Source organism: Paraburkholderia sp. FW306-02-B (assembly GCF_058782725.1).
This window is the reverse complement of record NZ_JBYSXZ010000002.1, coordinates 2,716,156-2,734,776: the sequence shown is the minus strand read 5'-3', so window position 1 is coordinate 2,734,776 and position 18,621 is coordinate 2,716,156. Positions and strand designations below refer to the sequence as shown.

Sequence of the window (18,621 nt, the reverse complement as noted above, 5' to 3'; positions counted from 1 at the left end):
TTCTTGATGTGGCGGATCAGTCTTCGGCGCGCGGACGGCGCAACAGCAGCAACGCGGCGGCGGCTGCGATCAGCGTGACGGGAATGCTCGCGCTGATGACCGTCGACGAACTGCGGCCCATCGCCAGCAATTGACCCGCCGCAAGCGGCCCGACTACCGAGCCGATGCGGCCCACCGCGACTGCCGTGCCGACTCCCGTGCCGCGCATCGCGGTTGGATAGAACGCCGCCGAAAGCGCGTACAGCACCGACTGCCCGCCGATCACGAACATTCCCGCGAAGAACGCGGAGGCTGCGAGCGCGCCGAATCCGGGCGCCATCGAGAGCGCCGCGAGCGACGCGATGATGCCGATATACATGCCCGCGACGACGACGCCCGAGCGCATCCGGTCCATTAGCATGCCGATGCACAACGCGCCGATCCCGCCGCCGATGTTGAAGAAGATCTGCACGTAGCCGACTTGCGCGCGAGTCAGGCCGCTTGCCGCCATCAGCGACGGCAGCCAGTTGAGCAGGAAGTAGAGGACGATCAGCGTGCAGAAGTAGCTGACCCAGATTTGCACGGTCGACAGGCCGCGCGTGCCGCCGAACAGGATTTCGCCGACCGGAGCGGGCTTCGCGTGGCCGTCATGCGAGGCCTTCGTGAACGCTTTCGAATCCGCGAGGAACACGAGCAGCAACGGCACCAGCACCAGCGGCCCCGCGCCGCCGACGTAGAAGATATGACGCCACTCGGTATCGCCCGCGCTCAGCACGCCGATCACCGAAGCAATCACGCCGCCGAACGGGATGCCGCAATACATCACACTCACCGCGGTGCTGCGCGAACGCGGCTCGACCGCCTCCGACGACAAGGCGATCAGGTTCGGCAACGCACCGCCGAGACCAATGCCGGTCAGCACACGCACGATCACCAGTGTGTGAAAGTCGCTCACCAACGCGGTCGCGATCGACAGCAAACCGAACAGGCACGCGGACATCACCAGGACGCGCTTGCGACCGATCCGGTCCGCGAGCCGTCCGCCGAACATCGCTCCAGGCAACAAACCGAAGGTGCCGGCGCTGAACGCGAGGCCCATTTGCGCGACGGATAAACCGAACTCGCGCGCCATGCGCGGTGCGGCGACGCCTACTGATTGCAGGTCGAGTCCTTCGAGCAGCGCGATCGCAAAGCACAATCCGAGGGTGACAGCGGCGTTTGTCCGGCCTGATGTCGCCGAGCCAGACAGGCCATCGGGCGAGCTTAGTGTTCCGGTTCTTTTCACGTTAGTGATCCTTATTAAAATGCTTGGTTTTCCGATGTCGCTGAAAAGCAGGGGATGCAGTGTCGCCGCAGAAGCGGTCGTGCTTGCCCGGCGCCTGGTAGCCAGGCGGCCTCAGCGAAGCGGGATTCAGATCGCCATCGAGCTCACGATGGGATGCTTGTGAACAGCCCAGCGAACACCGCAGCGCGCGGCGCATCGGTTTGATGCCCACGTTGCTGTCCGTTTGCCTCGAAGCGATGCAGCGCGTCTCCACACGCGGCACCGTGGGCTGGATTTAATATCAGGTAGGCTGATAACACAAGCTCAATCGCTTCGGTGAAAACACCTAGCGCAGGAATGTCAGCCGCGCAGGTTGCGCACGAAAGTTTCGAGGTGGTTTTGCACCGCACCGGCCGTTTCGAGTTCGATGCCTTCCATCATCTGCCGTTCGATCGCGCGCACGGCCTGCTCGCACTCGCGCAGCACGGCGCGCCCCTGATCCGTCAGTTGCAGCAGCACGATGCGGCCGTGGGTCGGATCTGGCTCGCGGCTCACCCAGCCGCGGCTCGCCATAGCGTTCATCACTTCATTGGCGGATTGCGGCGTGATGAACGAGCGCTCGGCGAGCTGTGCATTGGACGCCTGCCCTCTCGTTTCGAGTACGGAAAGCGCGGTGAATTGTGCGAGCGTCAAACCAAGCGGCGCGAGCGCTTCGGTCATGCGGCGCCGCAGAATGCGGTCGAGGCTGCCGATCACGTAGGTCAGCCGCAAGTTGGCGCGGCGGGTGCGCGCAGCGGCGGGTTCGGCAAGCGGATTTTGATTTTTGCTCATTGGGCGCAAGAGGTTTGGTCTATCCCGCATCTTAGCGCGCTTGCCCGCCGATTTCGCCGATAGGGGTTTGCACCAAGCTCGCGACATTCCACTTTACATATCAGGCAACCTGATATTAAATGCGCTCATCAGGCCGCCGTCGCGGCCAACGTTCACGGAGAATGCAGATGAGTTATGAAGGCCGCTGGAAAACCGTCAAGGTCGATGTCGCGGAAGGCATTGCATGGGTGACGTTCAATCGTCCCGAGAAACGCAATGCAATGAGCCCGACGTTGAACAAGGAAATGATCGAGGTCCTTGAAGCGGTGGAACTGGATGCCGAAGCGCAGGTTCTCGTGCTGACAGGCGAAGGCGATGCCTGGACCGCCGGCATGGATCTGAAGGAATATTTCCGCGAAGTCGACGCCGGCCCGGAAATCCTGCAAGAAAAAATTCGCCGCGATGCATGTCGCTGGCAATGGCAACTGCTGCGCATGTACGCGAAGCCGACCATCGCGATGGTCAACGGCTGGTGTTTCGGTGGCGGCTTTTCGCCTTTGGTGGCGTGCGATCTCGCGATCGCCGCAGACGAAGCCGTGTTCGGCTTGTCGGAGATCAACTGGGGCATTCCGCCGGGCAACCTGGTGAGCAAGGCGATGGCCGACACCGTGGGGCATCGTCAGGCGCTTTACTACATCATGACCGGCGAAACGTTCACGGGTCCGGAAGCGGCGCAGATGGGCCTCGTCAACAAGAGCGTGCCGCGCGCCGAGTTGCGCGAAGCCACGCGCGTTCTCGCGGCGAAACTCCTTGATAAAAATCCGGTAGTGCTGCGCGCGGCTAAGCACGGCTTCAAACGTTGCCGTGAGCTGACGTGGGATCAGAACGAAGACTACCTGTACGCCAAGCTCGATCAGGCGCAATTGCGCGACCCCGAGGGTGGCCGGGAGCAGGGCCTGAAGCAGTTCCTCGATGACAAGGCAATCAAGCCGGGTCTGCAATCCTACAAACGCTGATCTATTACGCACGCTGAAGCGCGTTCAAGCAGATTCACGCGAGAGAAGACAAGCGAGGAGACGAGAGACATGCATGAAGTGACCCTGTTGATCGGCGGCGAGAACCGCGGCGCATCGGACGGCAAGACGTTCGAGCGGATCAATCCCGCGAGCGGCACGGCCGCCTCGCGCGCGGCGGCCGCGACGTTGGCCGACGCGGACGCCGCGGTCGAAGCCGCAGCGTGCGCATTCCCGGTCTGGTCGGCCTTGGCGCCGACTGAACGCCGCAAGCGTCTCCTGGCGGCGGCCGACCTGATGGACGCCCGCACGGGCCAGTTCATCGAAACCGGCGTAGCTGAAACGGGCGCGATGCCCAACTGGTACGGCTTCAACGTCATGCTGGCCGCCAACATGCTGCGCGAGGCCGCGGCCATGACGACCCAGATCGACGGCGACGTGATTCCGTCGGACGTGCCGGGCAGTCTCGCGATGGCGGTACGCCAGCCGTGCGGCGTGGTGCTCGGCATGGCGCCATGGAATGCCCCGGTGATCCTCGGCACGCGGGCGATCGCGATGCCGCTCGCCTGCGGCAATACGGTCGTGCTCAAGGCCTCCGAGGGTTGTCCGGGCGTGCATCGGTTGATCGGCAGTGTGTTGCAGGAGGCCGGTCTCGGCGACGGCGTGGTGAACGTCATCACGCATTCGGCGGCGGATGCCCCTGCGATCGTCGAGCGGCTGATCGCCCATCCGGCGGTGCGGCGGGTCAACTTCACCGGTTCGACGCGCGTCGGCCGCATCGTCGCGCAACATGCCGCGCAGCATCTGAAGCCGGCCTTGCTCGAACTCGGCGGCAAGGCGCCCGTGGTGGTGCTCGACGATGCCGATCTGGATGCGGCAGTGGCCGGCATCGCGTTCGGCGCATTCTTCAACCAGGGGCAGATATGCATGTCGACGGAACGCGTGATCGTCGACCGCAAGATCGCCGATGCACTGGTCGAGAAGCTCGCGGCCAAGGCGCGAACCTTGAAGGCGGGCGATCCGGCTGCGGCGGATTCGGTGCTCGGCGTGCTGGAGAGTGCGGCGGCCGCGCGGCGCATCAAGGCGCTCGTCGACGACGCGCGCGAGAAGGGCGCGAAGCTGCCGGTCGGCTGTTCGGTCGAGGGCGCCGTGATGCAGCCGGCGATCGTCGACGGTGTGACGCGTGAGATGAAACTGTATGCCGAGGAATCGTTCGGCCCGGTGGTGACGGTGCAGCGCGTGGACGGCGACGAAGAAGCGATTCGTGTCGCCAACGACAGCGAATACGGTCTCTCCGCAGCCGTGTTCAGCCGCGACGTAGCGCGGGCGCTGAACATCGCGAAACGCATCGAATCGGGCATCTGCCACATCAACGGACCGACCGTGCACGACGAAGCGCAGATGCCGTTCGGCGGCGTGAAGAAGAGCGGCTATGGGCGTTTCGGCAGCAAGGCGTCGATTGCCGAATTCACCGACCTGCGCTGGATCACGATCCAAACCGGACCGCGACACTATCCCATCTGATCGTCCGCTTCACGGGCGTCAGTGATGGACTAAAGAAGGTTGCTCCGCCGCGTAGAGCGGAGCGTCCGACGCCGCCGCAAGGCGGCGCGCAGGCAGCTTTCCCAGGAGACAGGCTTTGCATTCCGAGCCGAGACAATCGAGCACACCCGGCGCGCATACCAGCGGGCCGACGCACTACCGCGCGACGACGATCGGCGCTTCATCGTTGCACGTGCAACAGAAGGGCGACACGTGGTATTTGCGCGCTGCCGAGCCGCTCGGCGAGCATCCGCAGCGCTTGACCGACCGGCTCGCGAGCGGCGCGCGTGAGCATCCGGACCGGTGGCTGGCGGCGCGCCGCGGCAGCGACGGTCAGTGGGTGGGACTCAGCTACGCGAAGGCGCTGCGAAGCGCCCGCGCGATCGGGCAGGCGTTGCTTGCGCGTGATCTGTCGGTCGGGCGGCCGGTGGCGATTCTGTCGGGCAACGATCTCGAGCATCTGCAACTGGCGCTCGGCGCGATGTGGGCCGGTATTCCGTATGCGGCGATTTCTCCCGCTTACGCGCTGGCTTCCGGCGACTTCGGCAAGCTGCGACATACGCTCGAACTGTTGACGCCGGGCCTCGTGTTCGCCAGCGATTACGACATGTTTGCAAGGGCAATCGAGGCGGTGGTGCCGAACGATGTCGAAATAGCGGCGGCGACTCCGCCGCGGGAGCCCCAGTCGGCCCGCAACGTGACGCTATTCAGTGACCTGTTGAACACCACACCGGCGAATGTCGATGCCGTTCACACTGCAGTAAGTCCTGACGCCATCGCCAAATTCCTTTTCACCTCAGGCTCGACCAAACTGCCCAAGGCGGTACCGACTACGCACCGGATGCTGTGCAGCAACCAGCAGATGCTGCTCGAAACGTTTCCCGAATTCGCCAGCGAACCGCCGGTGCTGGTCGACTGGTTGCCGTGGAATCACACCTTCGGCGGCAGTCATAATGCGGGCATTGCGCTCTACAACGGCGGCACGCTGTATATCGACGACGGCAAGCCGGTCAACGGCAAGTTCGAAGAAACGCTGCGCAACCTGCGTGAAATCGCGCCGACGATTTACTTCAACGTGCCGAAGGGTTGGGAGGAACTGGCCATTGCGCTCGAGCACGACGCGCCATTGCGCGAGACTTTTTTGTCACGTGTAAAGGTCTATTTCTTCTCGGGCGCGGGGCTGTCGCAAGCGGCGTGGGACAGGCTCGAACGGGTCACCGAACAATATTGCGGCGAACGCATTCGCATCATGGCCGGGCTCGGCATGACCGAGACGTCGCCATCGTGTCTGTTCACCACCGGGCCTATCATGCGCGCCGGCTATGTCGGGCTGCCCGCGCACGGCTGCGAGGTCAAACTCGCGCCGGTCGGCGACAAGCTCGAAGCGCGCTATCGCGGCCCACATGTGATGGCCGGGTACTGGCGCGCAAGCGCTGCCGAACTGGACAACGCTTTCGACGAAGAGGGCTATTTTTGCAGCGGTGACGCGCTGCGTTTTGTCGATGCCGGGCAGCCGGAACTCGGACTGCTGTTCGACGGCCGGATTGCCGAGGACTTCAAGCTGAGTTCGGGCACCTTCGTCAGCGTCGGTCCCATGCGCGCTCGGGTGATTTCGGAAGGCGCGCCGTATGTGCAGGACGTGGTCGTGACCGGGATGAATCTCGACGATATAGGTCTGCTGGTTTTCCCGCGACTCGACGATTGCCGCTGGCTCGCCGGCCTGCCCGCTTCGGCGAGCGCGCGCGAGGTGGTCGACGCGCCGGCCGTGCGAGCGCATTTTGCCGTGCTGCTCGACACGCTCAATCGCAGCGCGACCGGCGGCGCGACCACGATAGCGCGTATGCGGCTGATGGACGTCGCGCCTTCGCTCGATCTCGGCGAGATCACCGACAAGGGCTCGATCAATCAGCGCGCGGTGTTGACGCAACGGGCCGCGCTAGTCGAAGCGATGTACGACACGACGCAGCGCGACCCCGCAGTGATTTACGCGACCGCTTGCGGTGCGACGTAAAGCGCGCTGATTGATAAACCAGGGGGGAGCAGTAGATGGAGATCGAAAAACTCGTCGCGATCGACACGCATGTGCACGCGGAGGTCTCGTGTTGCCAGCCGCCCGATCTATTCGGGAAGGAATTCGACGATGCCGCCGACAAGTACTTCGGCACAGTGCTGAAACTCGGACGGCGGCCGACGATTCAGGAGACTATCGAGCATTATCGCGAGCGCAATATAGGCTTCGTGATGTTCACCGTCGATTGCGAAGCGAACCTTGGGCGCCGGCGTATTGCCAACGAGGAGATCGCCGAATTCGCCCAGAAGAACAGCGACGTCATGATCGCGTTCGCGAGTATCGATCCGCACAAAGGCAAGATGGGCGTTCGGGAAGCGCGCAAGCTGGTGGAGGAATACGGCGTGCGCGGCTTCAAGTTTCATCCGACGATGCAGGCGTTCTTCGCCAATGACCGGCTCGCTTATCCACTGTACGAGCTCATTGCCGAATACCGGCTGACGGCGGTGTTTCATAGCGGACATTCCGGCATGGGCTCGGGTATGCGAGGCGGCGGAGGTCTTCGCCTGAAGTATTCGGAGCCGATTTATCTCGACGACGTGGCGGCGGATTTCCCCGATATGAACATCGTGATCGCGCATCCGTCGTGGCCGTGGCAGGAACAGGCGTTATCGATCGCATTGCATAAACCGAATGTCTATATCGATCTGTCCGGCTGGTCGCCGAAGTATTTTTCGCCCGAGTTGATCCGGCACGCCAACACCTTGCTGAAACGAAAGATGCTATTCGGCTCGGACTTCCCGCTGATCCAGCCGGACCGCTGGCTGGAGGATTTCAGGCAGGCCGGTTTCAGGGAAGAGGTGCAGCCTCTGATTCTGAAGCAGAACGCGATCGGCTTGCTGGGGTTGAACGCATGAGCGTCTAAGCGCTCAACGTGCGGAAGGTCGGTAGTGCGGAGTTCGGGAAGTCCGCGCCGCACAGCAGAAGCGTTACGCCGTATACAATTCGGCAGCGCCCGATTTTCGTCCAATACTGACCTGATCCCATCCATGCCGAATCCGACCCGGGCCTTTCTTCTCGGCCCGCTCCTGAAAGGCGTTTCACGCTCCTTTTACCTCACCCTGCGCGTGCTGCCCGCCGGGATGCGCGATCCGATCGGCCTCGCGTACCTGTTGGCGCGCGCTGCGGACACGATTGCGGACACGTCGCTGATCCCGCCGGAGCAACGCCTCGCGTTGCTGTTGTCGCTGCGCGACCAGGTCAACGGCACCGCGGACGACGGCGCGTCGATCCGGCGAATGGCGGCCGAAGTGGCGGGCCAGCAGATCCAGTCGGATGAAAAGGTGTTGCTCGAGTCGCTCGGGCCCGCGCTGGAGGTGTTGTCGCAACTGAGCGAGTCCGACCGGAAGGCGGTGCGCGAGATCGTCTCGACGCTGACCGAGGGCATGGAATTCGATCTTCGAACGTTTCCCGATGAGCGTTCTGGACAGATCGTCGCGCTTCGGGAATATGAAGAGCTCGACCGGTATACCTATCTGGTGGCGGGATGCGTCGGCGAATTCTGGACCACGATGACCTACGCGCACATACCCGGCACACTGAAGGAGCGGCCCGAGACGATGACGCGCCGGGGCGTGCGCTTCGGCAAAGCGCTGCAGATGACCAACGTTCTGCGCGACTGCGGCAAAGACTTGCGAATCGGCCGCTGTTATCTTCCCAGCACGATGCTGGATCGATTCGGCTTGAGTGCGCAAGACCTTTTGCTGCCGGGCAATTCGGTTCGCGCGCGGCCTCTGATGGTGGAGCTCGTGCGCAAGACGCTGGATCACTTCCGCGAAGCCCTGGAATACACGCTCGCGATTCCCGCGTTCTCCGTGCGTTTGCGCCTTGCCTGTTTGTGGCCGGTGCTAATCGGCCTCGACACAGTGCTGTTGCTGGTGGATAACGACGCCTGGCTCGATCCGGCCAAGGTCTCCAAAGTGCGGCGCAACGACGTGTACAAGATCATCGCGTCTTCAATGCTGCTGGTCACGTCGAATGCACTTGTGCGTAGGTCGGTCGAGCGGCGGATCGGGAAAATCGAAGCACGGCTCGGAGACTGACTCGGATGCGAGTCGTCGAAGACTTTGCTGCCTTGTGGCGGGGTGAATGCTACTCCGCCGCGTCCCGCAGATCCCTGATGTGCTGATACACCGTCGCGCGGCCCATCCCCAGAACATTTGCAACGTAGTTCGCCGCGCTCTTTCCTTTGAAGGCGCCCTCTGCCCACAGCGCCGCGACGAGTTCGCGCCGATGGTCGCGAGTCAATGAGTTCAACGCCAGTTGGCGCTCCTGAAGCCATGCGTGAAGGAATGTGTTGATGCGTTCCTGCCAGTCGTCCTTGAACAGTTCCTCGGGCTGCTTCACGATGCCCGCGCCTGAAACGACAAGGTCGATGACGTGTTTCACTTCATCGAAGACGGCGATGTTGTAGTTGATGCACATCACGCCGAAGGCGACGCCGGCATCGTCGAACAGCACCGTGCTGACGCAACGCATGCGCCGGCCGTCCCAATTGATCTTCTCGTATGGACCGATCGTGCCCGGCGGCGCTACGTGATCGATTTCTTCCAGTGCTGATTCATCACCCAACTCGCGCTTCGACAGATTATTCGCGATGTACGCGACAGTCTGGCTGTGAAGGTCGTGAATGACGATCTCCACGTACGGGAAAAAGAGCAACGCTATACCGTCGGCAACGCGGCTATATCGCTCGAGCAGAAGCCGGCGAGCCGGTGTGGTTTTTGTCTTTCGCATGGAGATAGGTGCAGTTTTCAGGTAGCGGCGATGTCTGACATGGGGTTGTTCACGCCGCCGTCAATCCTTGTGGTCCGTACTATTTTGCCACGGCGTCTACGCGGCGATTTTCGACGTCAGATGCCGCAACAACTCGTAGGCGATCGCCACGTCTTCCAGGCCGAGCCCGATCGAGCGGAACAAGACATGCTTCCGGTAAGACGGCCTGGCGGCCTTGCCGCAGACCAGGTCGGGCAGGTCAGCCACTACGCTTTGCGGCGACCATCCATGGAGCTCAGCCGCCAGCTTCATTTCACCCGCGCTGGCCGGCGTGGTGCGCCGGTAGTCGCAATATACGTCCATCTCCGTCAGCCAGGCTGGCGGGATCTCGTGTGCATTCGCGGCGTTCGTGCTGATCGACGTGATCAACGCCGGTTTTTCCAGCATGCCTTCAGACAACACAGGCGTGCCCGATGAGGTGCACAAGGCCACGACATCAGCGTCACGCACGCAGTCCTCGAGTGTGGTGCTGATCGTCACACGCGCATCCAGCGCGGCGATCGCCGAGCGTTTCGCCTCGTTGCCGCGGAGTCCGGGCGCGAACACCTGAATGGCATCCCAGGGCCGCAACGGAGCGATATGGCGCAGGTGCGCCTGTCCGAGCGCCCCGGCGCCGACGATCGCGAGCCGGCGCGCACCGGCTGCCGCAAGGTGTTCGACCGCGAGCGCCGTCGCGCCGGCGGTGCGCTCGATGGTGAGCAGGCCGGCGTCGCACCACAGCAGCGGCCGGCCGGTCTCCATGGACATCAACGCCGTCCACGCCGTGATGATCGCCTTCGAGCCTGTCACGATGTACGGCGACAACTTCGCGCCGAATACCCTGGCGTCGGCGATGGCGCCGAGGTACGTGATGAAATCACCCGCATTGGCGGGAAACAGCGTCAGGCTTTGCGGCGGCTGGACCGCATCTTCGTTGCCGAGCGCGCGAAACATCTGCGTCAGCGCGCGGCGCACATCCAGTTCTGGCAGAGCGTTGCGCACGGCGTCCTCCTGGACGATCAACGGGGTGGTCGTTTCGCGATTGCTCATTTGCCTGCTCTCCAAGTCGTTGCCGGGTTCCGGCGGTGACGCAATTCTAAATTCAAAGTCCAGTCTGGACTATTATTTTTGAAAAATGCTTGCAATTGCCTGAGTCCAGAATAGACTTGTGTTCCAGAACAGCGATGAAACATGGTCCATGCCATTGGAGTTGGCACGGTCTCATGGCTGTTTCACCCGACCCCCATTTCTAGCGATACTCATCAGGCCCGGAACCATCATGAATCTCAAGATTTCGCTTTCACTCTGCCTCGCTGCCGCGTTAGTCAGCGTGGCCGGCACGGTCAACGCCGAAACCGCAGGCAGCTTGCGTTTCGGCATCGAGGCCGCCTATCCGCCGTTCGAAAGCAAGTCTCCGACCGGCCAGTTGCAGGGCTTCGACATCGACGTCGGCAATGCCGTCTGCGCGAAGATGGGCGTGAAGTGCGTGTGGGTGGAAAACTCGTTCGACGGTCTGATTCCCGCGTTGCAGGCGCGCAAATTCGACGCCATCAATTCGGCGATGAACATCACCGCCAAGCGTAAGCAGAGTATCGATTTCACGCCGCCGATCTACGTCGTGCCGATCGTGATGGTCGCGAAGCGCGGCTCCACGCTGTTGCCCGATGTAAAGAGTCTTCAAGGCAAGCGCGTCGGGGTCCTGCAGGCGTCGTCGCAGGAAGATTTCCTCAAGCAGCATTGGGAGAATGCAGGCGTAAAGATCGTGTCGTATCAGGACCAGGATCAGGTCTATGCGGACCTGGTCGCAGGACGTCTGGATGCGGCGGTCCAGGAAGCGCAGACTGCGCAGGACGGGTTTCTGGACAAGCCGGCCGGCCACGACTATGTGATCGCCGGCGAGCCGCTCAAAGATCCGGCCACCCTCGGCGAAGGCACCGGCTTCGGCATGCGCAAGGGCGACAAGGCGCTGGGCGGCAAGATTAACGCCGCGCTCGACGCGCTGAAAAAGGACGGCACGCTGAGCAATCTGTCAATGAAGTACTTCAAGCGCGACATCATTGCGAAGTAACCGGCTCCCAGGCCGGAGCCGACAGATCCGAACCGCGCGAGCAGGTGCGGATAACAGAGCGAGTCTATGGATTTCGATGTAATCGTACTGGGCGCCGGCATTGTCGGCGTGTCGTCCGCGCTGCATTTGCAGGATCGCGGACGGCGCGTCGCGCTGGTCGACCGGCGTGGCCCCGGTGAGGAAACCAGCTTCGGCAACGCGGGCTTGATCGAGTGTTCGTCGATCGTGCCTTACGGCTTTCCTCGCAGTCTCGGCACACTGCTGCGTTATGCGCGCAATCAATCGACCGATCTCTATTGGGACTACCGGGCACTGCCCGCGTTCGCGTCATGGCTCGGGCGTTTCTGGTGGGAGTCGTCACCGGAGCGCCTCGCGATGGCCGCACGCGACATGCTGCCGCTGATCCGGCAAAGCGTCGCCGAACACGATGCGCTGATCGAGCGCGCCGGTCTTGGCGGCCTCGTGCACGACGGCGGGTGGATCGAAGCGTTTCGCACCCAGGCCGGGTTCGACCATCAGGCGGCGGCCGCCGAAACCGCCGCGCGCCAGCACGGCCTGCGCGTCGCCTCGCTCGATGCGGCGGCGCTCCATGCGCAAGAATCTGGCATCGGGCAAGGCTTTTGTGGCGCGCTGCATTGGCAGGACCCAAAGAGCATCTCGGATCCGGGCGCACTGACGAAGGGCTATGCGCGTCTGTTCGAAGACGGCGGCGGTACGCTGCTGACCGGCGATGCGGCCACCGTGAGCGCCGAAGGCGATGCCTGGACCGTTCAGACAAGCGCCGGAAAAATCAGCGCAAAGGACGTGGTGGTCGCGCTCGGACCGTGGTCGGACACGGTGTTCGCACCGCTTGGCTATCGCATTCCGCTGCGTGCGAAACGCGGATATCACATGCACTACCAGCCCATGCAAACGATTCTCTCGGTGCCGGTGGTCGATACAGAAGAAGGCTACGTGATCGCCCCGATGCAAGGCCGCTTGCGTCTCACCACGGGCGTCGAGATTGCCGGACGGGATGCGGCGCCCACTGCTATTCAACTCGAACGCGCGGAACGTATTGCCAGGCCGGCATTCGGTCTCGGGGATCGTCTGGATGAGAAACCATGGCTGGGGCTGCGTCCGTGCACACCCGATATGCGGCCGGTGATCGGACCTGCGCCTCGTCATCGCGGTCTCTGGTTTTCGTTTGGACATAACCATCATGGCTTGACGCTCGGGCCCGTCACAGGGCGCCTGCTAGCGGAAATGATGACGGGCGCTACGCCGTTCGCCGATGTGCGTCCGTTTCGTCCGGAGCGCTTCCGTTAGGCTGGCTGTGCACGTCGTCGCGATTCGAAAAACAAGGAGAGTGAAATGAAGATCAAGGAATTCGGCGTCGAGCGCTGGATGGACCTCTATGAGAACCAGTGCACATACAACCTCGCGGAAACCTGCGTGGAATCGCTGACGGTCGATCAGTTGCTGACCCTCACGGGCAAGCAGGACTGCATTCTGGACGAATTGCGTGCGCTTAAGCTCACCTACGGCGCAATCGAGGGCTCCGCGCGTTTGCGAGAGGCGATCTCGGCGATGTACGAACGCCAGACGCCGGCCAACGTGATCGTCACGCATGGCGCGATCGGAGGCAATGCGCTGGTGTACGAGACGCTAGTCGAACCCGGCGACACGGTGATCTCGGTGCTGCCTACGTACCAGCAACATTATTCGATTCCCGAGAGCTATGGCGCGGACGTACGCATCCTCAAGCTGCGCGAGGAAAATGCGTTCCTGCCGGACTTCGCCGAACTGCGAAGCCTCGTCAACGACAAAACCAGGCTAATAGCGATCAATAATCCTAACAATCCGACCGGATCGTTGATGGATGAGAAGTTCCTTCGCGAGGTGGGCGAGATCGCGCGATCGTGCGGCGCATACGTGCTGTGCGACGAGGTTTATCGCGGCACCGATCAGCACGGTAACGGCTACACCGCATCGATCTCGGACGTCTACGAGCGCGGCGTCAGCACGGGAAGCATGTCCAAGACCTATTCGCTGGCGGGACTGCGGCTCGGCTGGATCGCCGGTCCAGAAGAACTGATTCACGCGGTCGCGATTCATCGCGACTACAACACGATCAGCGTGGGCATGATCGACGATCACTTCGCGTCCATCGCGCTCGAACACCGCGCTGCGATCCTCGCGCGCAATCACGACATCGTGCGATCCAATCTGGCGATCGTCGACGCCTGGGTCGCCAAGGAGCCGGCCATTTCGTACATCAGGCCGAAATCCGGCACCACGGCTTTGTTGAAATACGATTTGCCGATGCCGTCGCGCGATTTCTGCACGGCGCTTATCGAGCAGACCGGGGTGATGTTCACGCCGGGCAGCGCACTCGACATGGAAGGCTATGTGCGCATCGGCTACGCGAATAACCGGAATGTGCTCGAAGCGGGGTTGGCCAAAGTGTCCCAATTCCTCGCGAATCAGCTTAGATGAACGCGGCGGCGTGAGCACGCCTCGCTGCACCGCCACTTCAAGGCTGCTATGGCAAGCGAGGCTTTCAACCGCGAAGGTGCGTATTTAATCCGCATCATTTAACACCGGCCAATCGGGAAACCCCTAGCATCGTGCATCGGTGGTTCGCGTTAGGCTCCTCAAAAGAGGAGACGAACCATGAGACAAGTGTTCAATATTGCCGTGGTATTGCTGCTTGGCTATCTGATGGCGGATAGAGCGTTGATGCGCGCGCAAGCAGGAGAGATGGGGACAATAACCTGCTCGCAAGGCGCGGAGCTGGTCAAATTGGACGCGTTGAAAAAAGGTTTCGGCGAGGCCGGATCCAGCAGCCAGGGTGAAAATTTCCTGTCGAGTTGCCTCGTTACCGGCCGCGGGCGCGTCGGCGATCTGATCGCACGCGATTGATTATCGCGGAGCGTCCTGCCCGGGCACAGATAACGACGAAGAAAAAGCGCCCAGACCGCGAAGGTCCGGGCGAAGTCATCGGGAGCCCGATGAATTGCATTGTAGATTTGCGATCTGGCTAGAGTAATCGCCACTTCAGGTAAGGTTTGTTGCGAGATTTGAGATAAAAGCGGGTAACTCGGCGCTCTGTTGGAAACAACAGCGCGCTGCTAACGCTAGGGCGGCGTCACCGTGTCGACGGCGGCCTGCTCATGTGCGGTATAGCGTGCGGATTGCCTTAAACGCGTGAATGCCTGGCCGGTGCGCTTTTCCCGGTCACTTTGAGCTTCATAAAAGTCTTTGCTCAGCCACTGCCCGAAACCCACCATCGCGGAGCCGAGTGCGCTCTTCAACCGTACCCAGACAGTGCCCGTACGAGCGAGTTGTGCGGCCGACTCCACCAGGCCCGCGGCCAGCAAATCGAGTTCGGCGTGCAGATAATCCGCGAAATGATTGAGCCCGTGCTGGTTGCCATTAGAAGACTTCCGTTCGAGGTCCACGTGCTCAGGAATCAGCGACTGATTGGTGACGCGGATAAACGGTGGCGTATCTGTCCGGGCAACGCCCCTGGACCGGATCGCCAGCCCGGCGCTTGCCGCGGCCTGCACGCGTTTTCCGAGCGGTCCAAGCGCCCACTTGTCGGTTAGATACTTCAGCAGGCTTGAATGATCGAATTGCGCGTGACACACACCGGGATCGCACCACGGTGAAATCAGAACGGCGGGCACGCGCACGCCGAGCAGGGTGAAATCGAATGCGTCGACGTGCTCGTCGGGCGCGGCCGCATTGGACGGCGGCGGCACGTGGTCGAAGAAACCACCATGCTCGTCGTACAGCACGACTAACAGCGTGCGCTCCCACAAGGCTTGATTGGAGCGCAGCGCATTGTAAGTATCGGCGATCAGCTTTTCCGCTTTCATGATGTTGTGCGGCGGATGATCGTCGTTCTGTGCTTCGCCGAAGTATTTCGGCTCGATCAGTACAAACGCCGGAAACGCATTCTCGGGGCCGGCTGCGTCCTCGAAGAACTCGTTAAACAAGCGGTAGTTTGCGAGGTTTTCGGCGCGCCTCTGATTTTTCAACAGCAGCGACGCGGGAAAATCGTAGAAATAAACCCGCCACGTTTTCTTCGCGTCGTTCAGGCGGTCAAAAATCGTGTCCTGGGTTTGCTCGGTGTACCACTTCGGATTCAGTGCGTCGAGTCCCGAGGGCATCTCGACCTGACCCATCGATGTGCCCGTCAGCGCGAAATACCGGTTCGGCCAGGTCGGGCCCGGCAATGACGAGAACCATCTGTCGCAAACGGTGAATTGCGCGCCTAGTGTGTGCAACGCCGGCAGAAAATTGAGCGGGTAGTAGCCCATGATGTCTTGTCGCGCGGCGAGGCTGCTTTTTGGGTAGTCCGTTGCAAAGGATTGAACGAAGCCGCCATTGTCTGCCTGGAGTTGCTTTAACACGGCCGCGTGTCCGTGATTGGGATCGAGCTTCATCTGCCGCTCGCTTGTCTCACGGGGGTAAAACGTGTGGCCCTGGCCGTCGTCGTTCGATTTCGACGATGCGTTCTGGATACCGTCCAGCCCCTTGTGCACTTTGTCCAGACATCCGAGCATCTGATCGAACGAGTGGTTTTCCATCAGCAGCAGCACCACATGTTCGATGTGATCCTTCTGTGCAGCGTTCGTTGTATTGACCTCGCTTGCCGCCGCTTCGCCGTTGTGGACGTCACTCATATTCATCGCTCCAGCAGGGGATTGGATGGATTCAGTGTGCGCACTACCGTTCGAGTTTGATCGTGTGAGCTTGCCAGCGTTGCAAACGTAGCGCAAAACGCGCCGCTGCGAAAGAGTCTTGGTGACAATGCAACATGAGATGCCTTTGAGTCAACCGATCTTCGTCGCGATCCATCCGGCATCGCTTTGTGCGGCTTGAAGCTGGGTGGCCGCGGGCGAATTCGAAATGGGTCTGGTCTTCACGCCGGGCATGGGGGTGCCGGGACCGTCGGCGTCCTGAAACGCCTTGCTGAGCCGGGCCATCTGGATTTCACGCGCCGACAAGCTACCTGCGTCGAGTTCCGACGCCCGCGCATATTTGCGCCCGGCGCCGGATAGATCGCCTTTACGATCGAGCGCCCGGCCCCATTCGGCATACGAAGGCGCGAGGTCAGGACGCAGCGCCACCGCTCGAGAGAGCTTGTCGATCGCTTCGTCGTAGCGGCCGACAGTCACGAGCGCCTCGCCCCAGTCGTGCAAATTGTCTACCGAGTCCGGCCTCATCTTTGCTGCTTTACTGAAGGCATCGAGTGCTTCCGGATAACGCTTCGCGTGCAGAAGCACATCGCCGAGAAGACGCAGGTTTTCAGCCGTCTTCGATTTCTCGCGCGCCCCGGCCTGGAGCGCGTCGAGCGCGTCGTCGATGCGGTTCTGCTGTTCGAGCGCAATCCCGAGGGCTGCCCGCAGAACCGCCGAATCCTTGTACACGGTCAGTGCTTCACGGCTTTGTTGTTCCGCCTGTTGCGACAGCCCTTGCCTGGTGAGCAGCCACGCCCTACCGGCCAGCGCCCATTCGCCTTGCTCGGAGGCCGGCAGCGCAAGCACCTCGTCATAGATATCGAGGACCTTGCGATAATTGCATTGCGCCAGCGAACACCTGGTCTTCTGGACTTCTGAGTAAAGATGGCTGGCGAGTACATTCGGCTCGGCGAGCCGCATGGCCTGGCTGGCGATGTCGCTCACGAATTTTTCCATGTCGCGCCCGACGAACGGCACCGCGCTCTCGCGCGAATTGAATGGGCCGCCTTCGATCTGCACGTGTGCAATGTAGGAATCCGCGCTATCGCCCACCTTGGTGATGCCGACATGAACGACCACATCCGGGCGCTTGACGATACCTTTGATGAAGCGGACCGTCGACGCATAGGACACGTCCTGACCGGGAATCTGGATATCGGGTTGCGCGTCGTTGTCGGCCATCGTGTCGTGTGGAATCGACTGGGCGTCCTGGCCGATCTCTCGCATCGCGGACATGATTCGCTCGGCGAGAAAGTTGGAGGTATAGCCGCGTTCCATCAACGAATGCGGTGTTTCGACCGGTGGCACCAGCAACTGTCGCGTGAGCACGCCGCGCACCACGAGACTGAAAAACGCGACGGCCAGCAGCGCGCACACCCACGGCAAGACATACGGCCATAGTTCCTTCGGGCAGCGGCCGATCCATCCGGCAGTGCGCAATCCAGCCGGGACGAGTCTTCCCGAATGGCGGTTGATATGGCGGCCCGTGCCGCTGACGCGGGAGAGCGGACGGCCTTGCCAGTTCATGGTCCGACGTTGCCCCTGAATACTCGACATGACGCACCTCGATTCAACCGGAGTGGGTAAGTGCACGACTTGAGTGGCAGCTGTTATGCATCGTCCGTGCCATCGCGCGTCGATCGTTGCCCGGTGGGGATGCGGGGGCTTTGCGGCGATATCGAAGCTCGAATTGTGTTGGCCGCCGGCCGACGGATGCCGGTCGGAAGTTCGGCGGCATGAGACTAACGCGGCGCCTATCGAGTAGACGCCGCGTTAGTCTCATGCCGTAGCAAGCGAAGCGGCGTTTTACCTGGAGCAGTGGCGTCGAGAAATCAGCCTGCCAGCTCAATTACCTCCCTTGAAAAGCTCCTGCAGTCGAGCGGCTTCACCACTTTGCTGCGATTGTTGAAGTTGCTGGTAAACCTGCGCCCGCGTCAGCCCTTGTGCGGGACCGCCCGACATCGTGGTGGTTGCAGGCTGCCCGCCGACGGAGTCGACAACGGCCTGCGGTGCTTGCGCGGTCGTCTCCGTGCTGGCGTCTTGGGCACGCGCTTGCCACGACAGCGCGCAAAGTAGTCCGCCTGCGATCATCAGAGCCTTCTTCATTTCCATCTCCTTCAAACTGCCGGCGCCGCCCTCGCGACACCTCATTGCGAAAACCTCGCCGGATTGCTCACGATGAAGACCGAGCGGTCTGACGAGACTCAGAGTGGAGACAGTCACTGGCTTCCATTGTCGAATTCCGCACAGCGCACCAGAGAAGTGCGTTACCGGAAGAGCTTCCTTTCGCAATGGAAAGGTGCATGCTGTGGCTTTGTTGTTTGACGGACCTCAGAGAACCGGTTTGCTTCCACTACAAGAAAGAGACGAGCCAGTCGCAATGAAACTTAAGC

Annotated in this window: 16 protein-coding genes; 9 read left to right on the top strand and 7 right to left on the bottom strand. The window is 61.7% G+C overall.

The window, feature by feature from the left end; all coding sequences use genetic code 11:
* Positions 1 to 16: 16 nt before the first annotated feature.
* The gene (mhpT, locus tag AC3WOG_RS33565) at positions 17 to 1,228 is read right to left on the bottom strand and encodes a 3-(3-hydroxy-phenyl)propionate transporter MhpT (protein ID WP_492582540.1); all 1,212 of its coding nucleotides are present in this window, start codon (positions 1,226 to 1,228) and stop codon (positions 17 to 19) included.
* A 375-nt stretch (positions 1,229 to 1,603) separates the two neighbouring features.
* The gene (locus AC3WOG_RS33560; protein WP_341316845.1) at positions 1,604 to 2,074 is read right to left on the bottom strand and encodes a MarR family winged helix-turn-helix transcriptional regulator; all 471 of its coding nucleotides are present in this window, start codon (positions 2,072 to 2,074) and stop codon (positions 1,604 to 1,606) included.
* Positions 2,075 to 2,241: 167 nt separating this feature from the next.
* On the opposite strand from AC3WOG_RS33560, the gene AC3WOG_RS33555 reads away from it, so the two are divergent.
* From AC3WOG_RS33555 to AC3WOG_RS33535, 5 genes are all read left to right on the top strand, one after another.
* Positions 2,242 to 3,069, top strand: a complete 828-nt coding sequence (locus AC3WOG_RS33555; RefSeq protein WP_492582029.1) for a p-hydroxycinnamoyl CoA hydratase/lyase — start codon at positions 2,242 to 2,244, stop codon at positions 3,067 to 3,069.
* Positions 3,070 to 3,138: 69 nt separating this feature from the next.
* Positions 3,139 to 4,590, top strand: coding sequence for an aldehyde dehydrogenase (locus tag AC3WOG_RS33550; protein ID WP_492582028.1), 1,452 nt, complete (start codon positions 3,139 to 3,141; stop codon positions 4,588 to 4,590).
* Positions 4,591 to 4,705: 115 nt separating this feature from the next.
* Positions 4,706 to 6,619, top strand: a complete 1,914-nt coding sequence (locus tag AC3WOG_RS33545) for a feruloyl-CoA synthase (RefSeq protein WP_492582027.1) — start codon at positions 4,706 to 4,708, stop codon at positions 6,617 to 6,619.
* Positions 6,620 to 6,654: 35 nt separating this feature from the next.
* Positions 6,655 to 7,533 carry an amidohydrolase family protein gene (locus tag AC3WOG_RS33540; RefSeq protein WP_492582026.1) on the top strand — a complete coding sequence of 293 codons (879 nt, stop codon included), beginning with the start codon at positions 6,655 to 6,657 and terminating at the stop codon, positions 7,531 to 7,533.
* 132 nt (positions 7,534 to 7,665) lie between these two features.
* Positions 7,666 to 8,718, top strand: a complete 1,053-nt coding sequence (locus AC3WOG_RS33535; RefSeq protein ID WP_492582025.1) for a phytoene/squalene synthase family protein — start codon at positions 7,666 to 7,668, stop codon at positions 8,716 to 8,718.
* A 49-nt stretch (positions 8,719 to 8,767) separates the two neighbouring features.
* On the opposite strand, the gene AC3WOG_RS33530 is transcribed toward AC3WOG_RS33535, so the two are convergent.
* The gene (locus AC3WOG_RS33530) at positions 8,768 to 9,412 is read right to left on the bottom strand and encodes a helix-turn-helix transcriptional regulator (RefSeq protein WP_492582024.1); all 645 of its coding nucleotides are present in this window, start codon (positions 9,410 to 9,412) and stop codon (positions 8,768 to 8,770) included.
* Positions 9,413 to 9,508: 96 nt separating this feature from the next.
* Positions 9,509 to 10,480, bottom strand: coding sequence for an ornithine cyclodeaminase family protein (locus tag AC3WOG_RS33525; protein ID WP_492582023.1), 972 nt, complete (start codon positions 10,478 to 10,480; stop codon positions 9,509 to 9,511).
* A 229-nt stretch (positions 10,481 to 10,709) separates the two neighbouring features.
* Between AC3WOG_RS33525 and AC3WOG_RS33520 the strand changes: the two genes are divergently transcribed.
* The 4 genes from AC3WOG_RS33520 to AC3WOG_RS33505 all read left to right on the top strand — a co-directional run bounded on the left by AC3WOG_RS33520 (position 10,710) and on the right by AC3WOG_RS33505 (position 14,402).
* Positions 10,710 to 11,498, top strand: coding sequence for an ABC transporter substrate-binding protein (locus AC3WOG_RS33520; protein ID WP_492582022.1), 789 nt, complete (start codon positions 10,710 to 10,712; stop codon positions 11,496 to 11,498).
* 66 nt (positions 11,499 to 11,564) lie between these two features.
* The gene (locus tag AC3WOG_RS33515) at positions 11,565 to 12,806 is read left to right on the top strand and encodes an NAD(P)/FAD-dependent oxidoreductase (protein ID WP_492582021.1); all 1,242 of its coding nucleotides are present in this window, start codon (positions 11,565 to 11,567) and stop codon (positions 12,804 to 12,806) included.
* 45 nt (positions 12,807 to 12,851) lie between these two features.
* Positions 12,852 to 13,976: an aminotransferase gene (locus tag AC3WOG_RS33510; RefSeq protein WP_492582020.1), complete on the top strand. Its 1,125-nt coding sequence runs from the start codon at positions 12,852 to 12,854 to the stop codon at positions 13,974 to 13,976.
* A 177-nt stretch (positions 13,977 to 14,153) separates the two neighbouring features.
* Positions 14,154 to 14,402 carry a hypothetical protein gene (locus AC3WOG_RS33505; RefSeq protein ID WP_492582019.1) on the top strand — a complete coding sequence of 83 codons (249 nt, stop codon included), beginning with the start codon at positions 14,154 to 14,156 and terminating at the stop codon, positions 14,400 to 14,402.
* A 215-nt stretch (positions 14,403 to 14,617) separates the two neighbouring features.
* Here the strand turns inward: AC3WOG_RS33505 and AC3WOG_RS33500 are convergent, their stop codons facing one another.
* From AC3WOG_RS33500 to AC3WOG_RS33490, 3 genes are all read right to left on the bottom strand, one after another.
* A complete protein-coding gene (locus AC3WOG_RS33500) occupies positions 14,618 to 16,171 on the bottom strand; it encodes an alkaline phosphatase family protein (RefSeq protein ID WP_492582018.1) in 1,554 nt (517 codons plus the stop codon).
* 150 nt (positions 16,172 to 16,321) lie between these two features.
* On the bottom strand, positions 16,322 to 17,785 hold the full coding sequence (locus AC3WOG_RS33495; protein ID WP_492582017.1) for a tetratricopeptide repeat protein: 1,464 nt from the start codon (positions 17,783 to 17,785) through the stop codon (positions 16,322 to 16,324).
* Positions 17,786 to 18,073: 288 nt separating this feature from the next.
* Positions 18,074 to 18,334 carry a hypothetical protein gene (locus AC3WOG_RS33490; RefSeq protein ID WP_492582016.1) on the bottom strand — a complete coding sequence of 87 codons (261 nt, stop codon included), beginning with the start codon at positions 18,332 to 18,334 and terminating at the stop codon, positions 18,074 to 18,076.
* Positions 18,335 to 18,621: the final 287 nt, after the last annotated feature.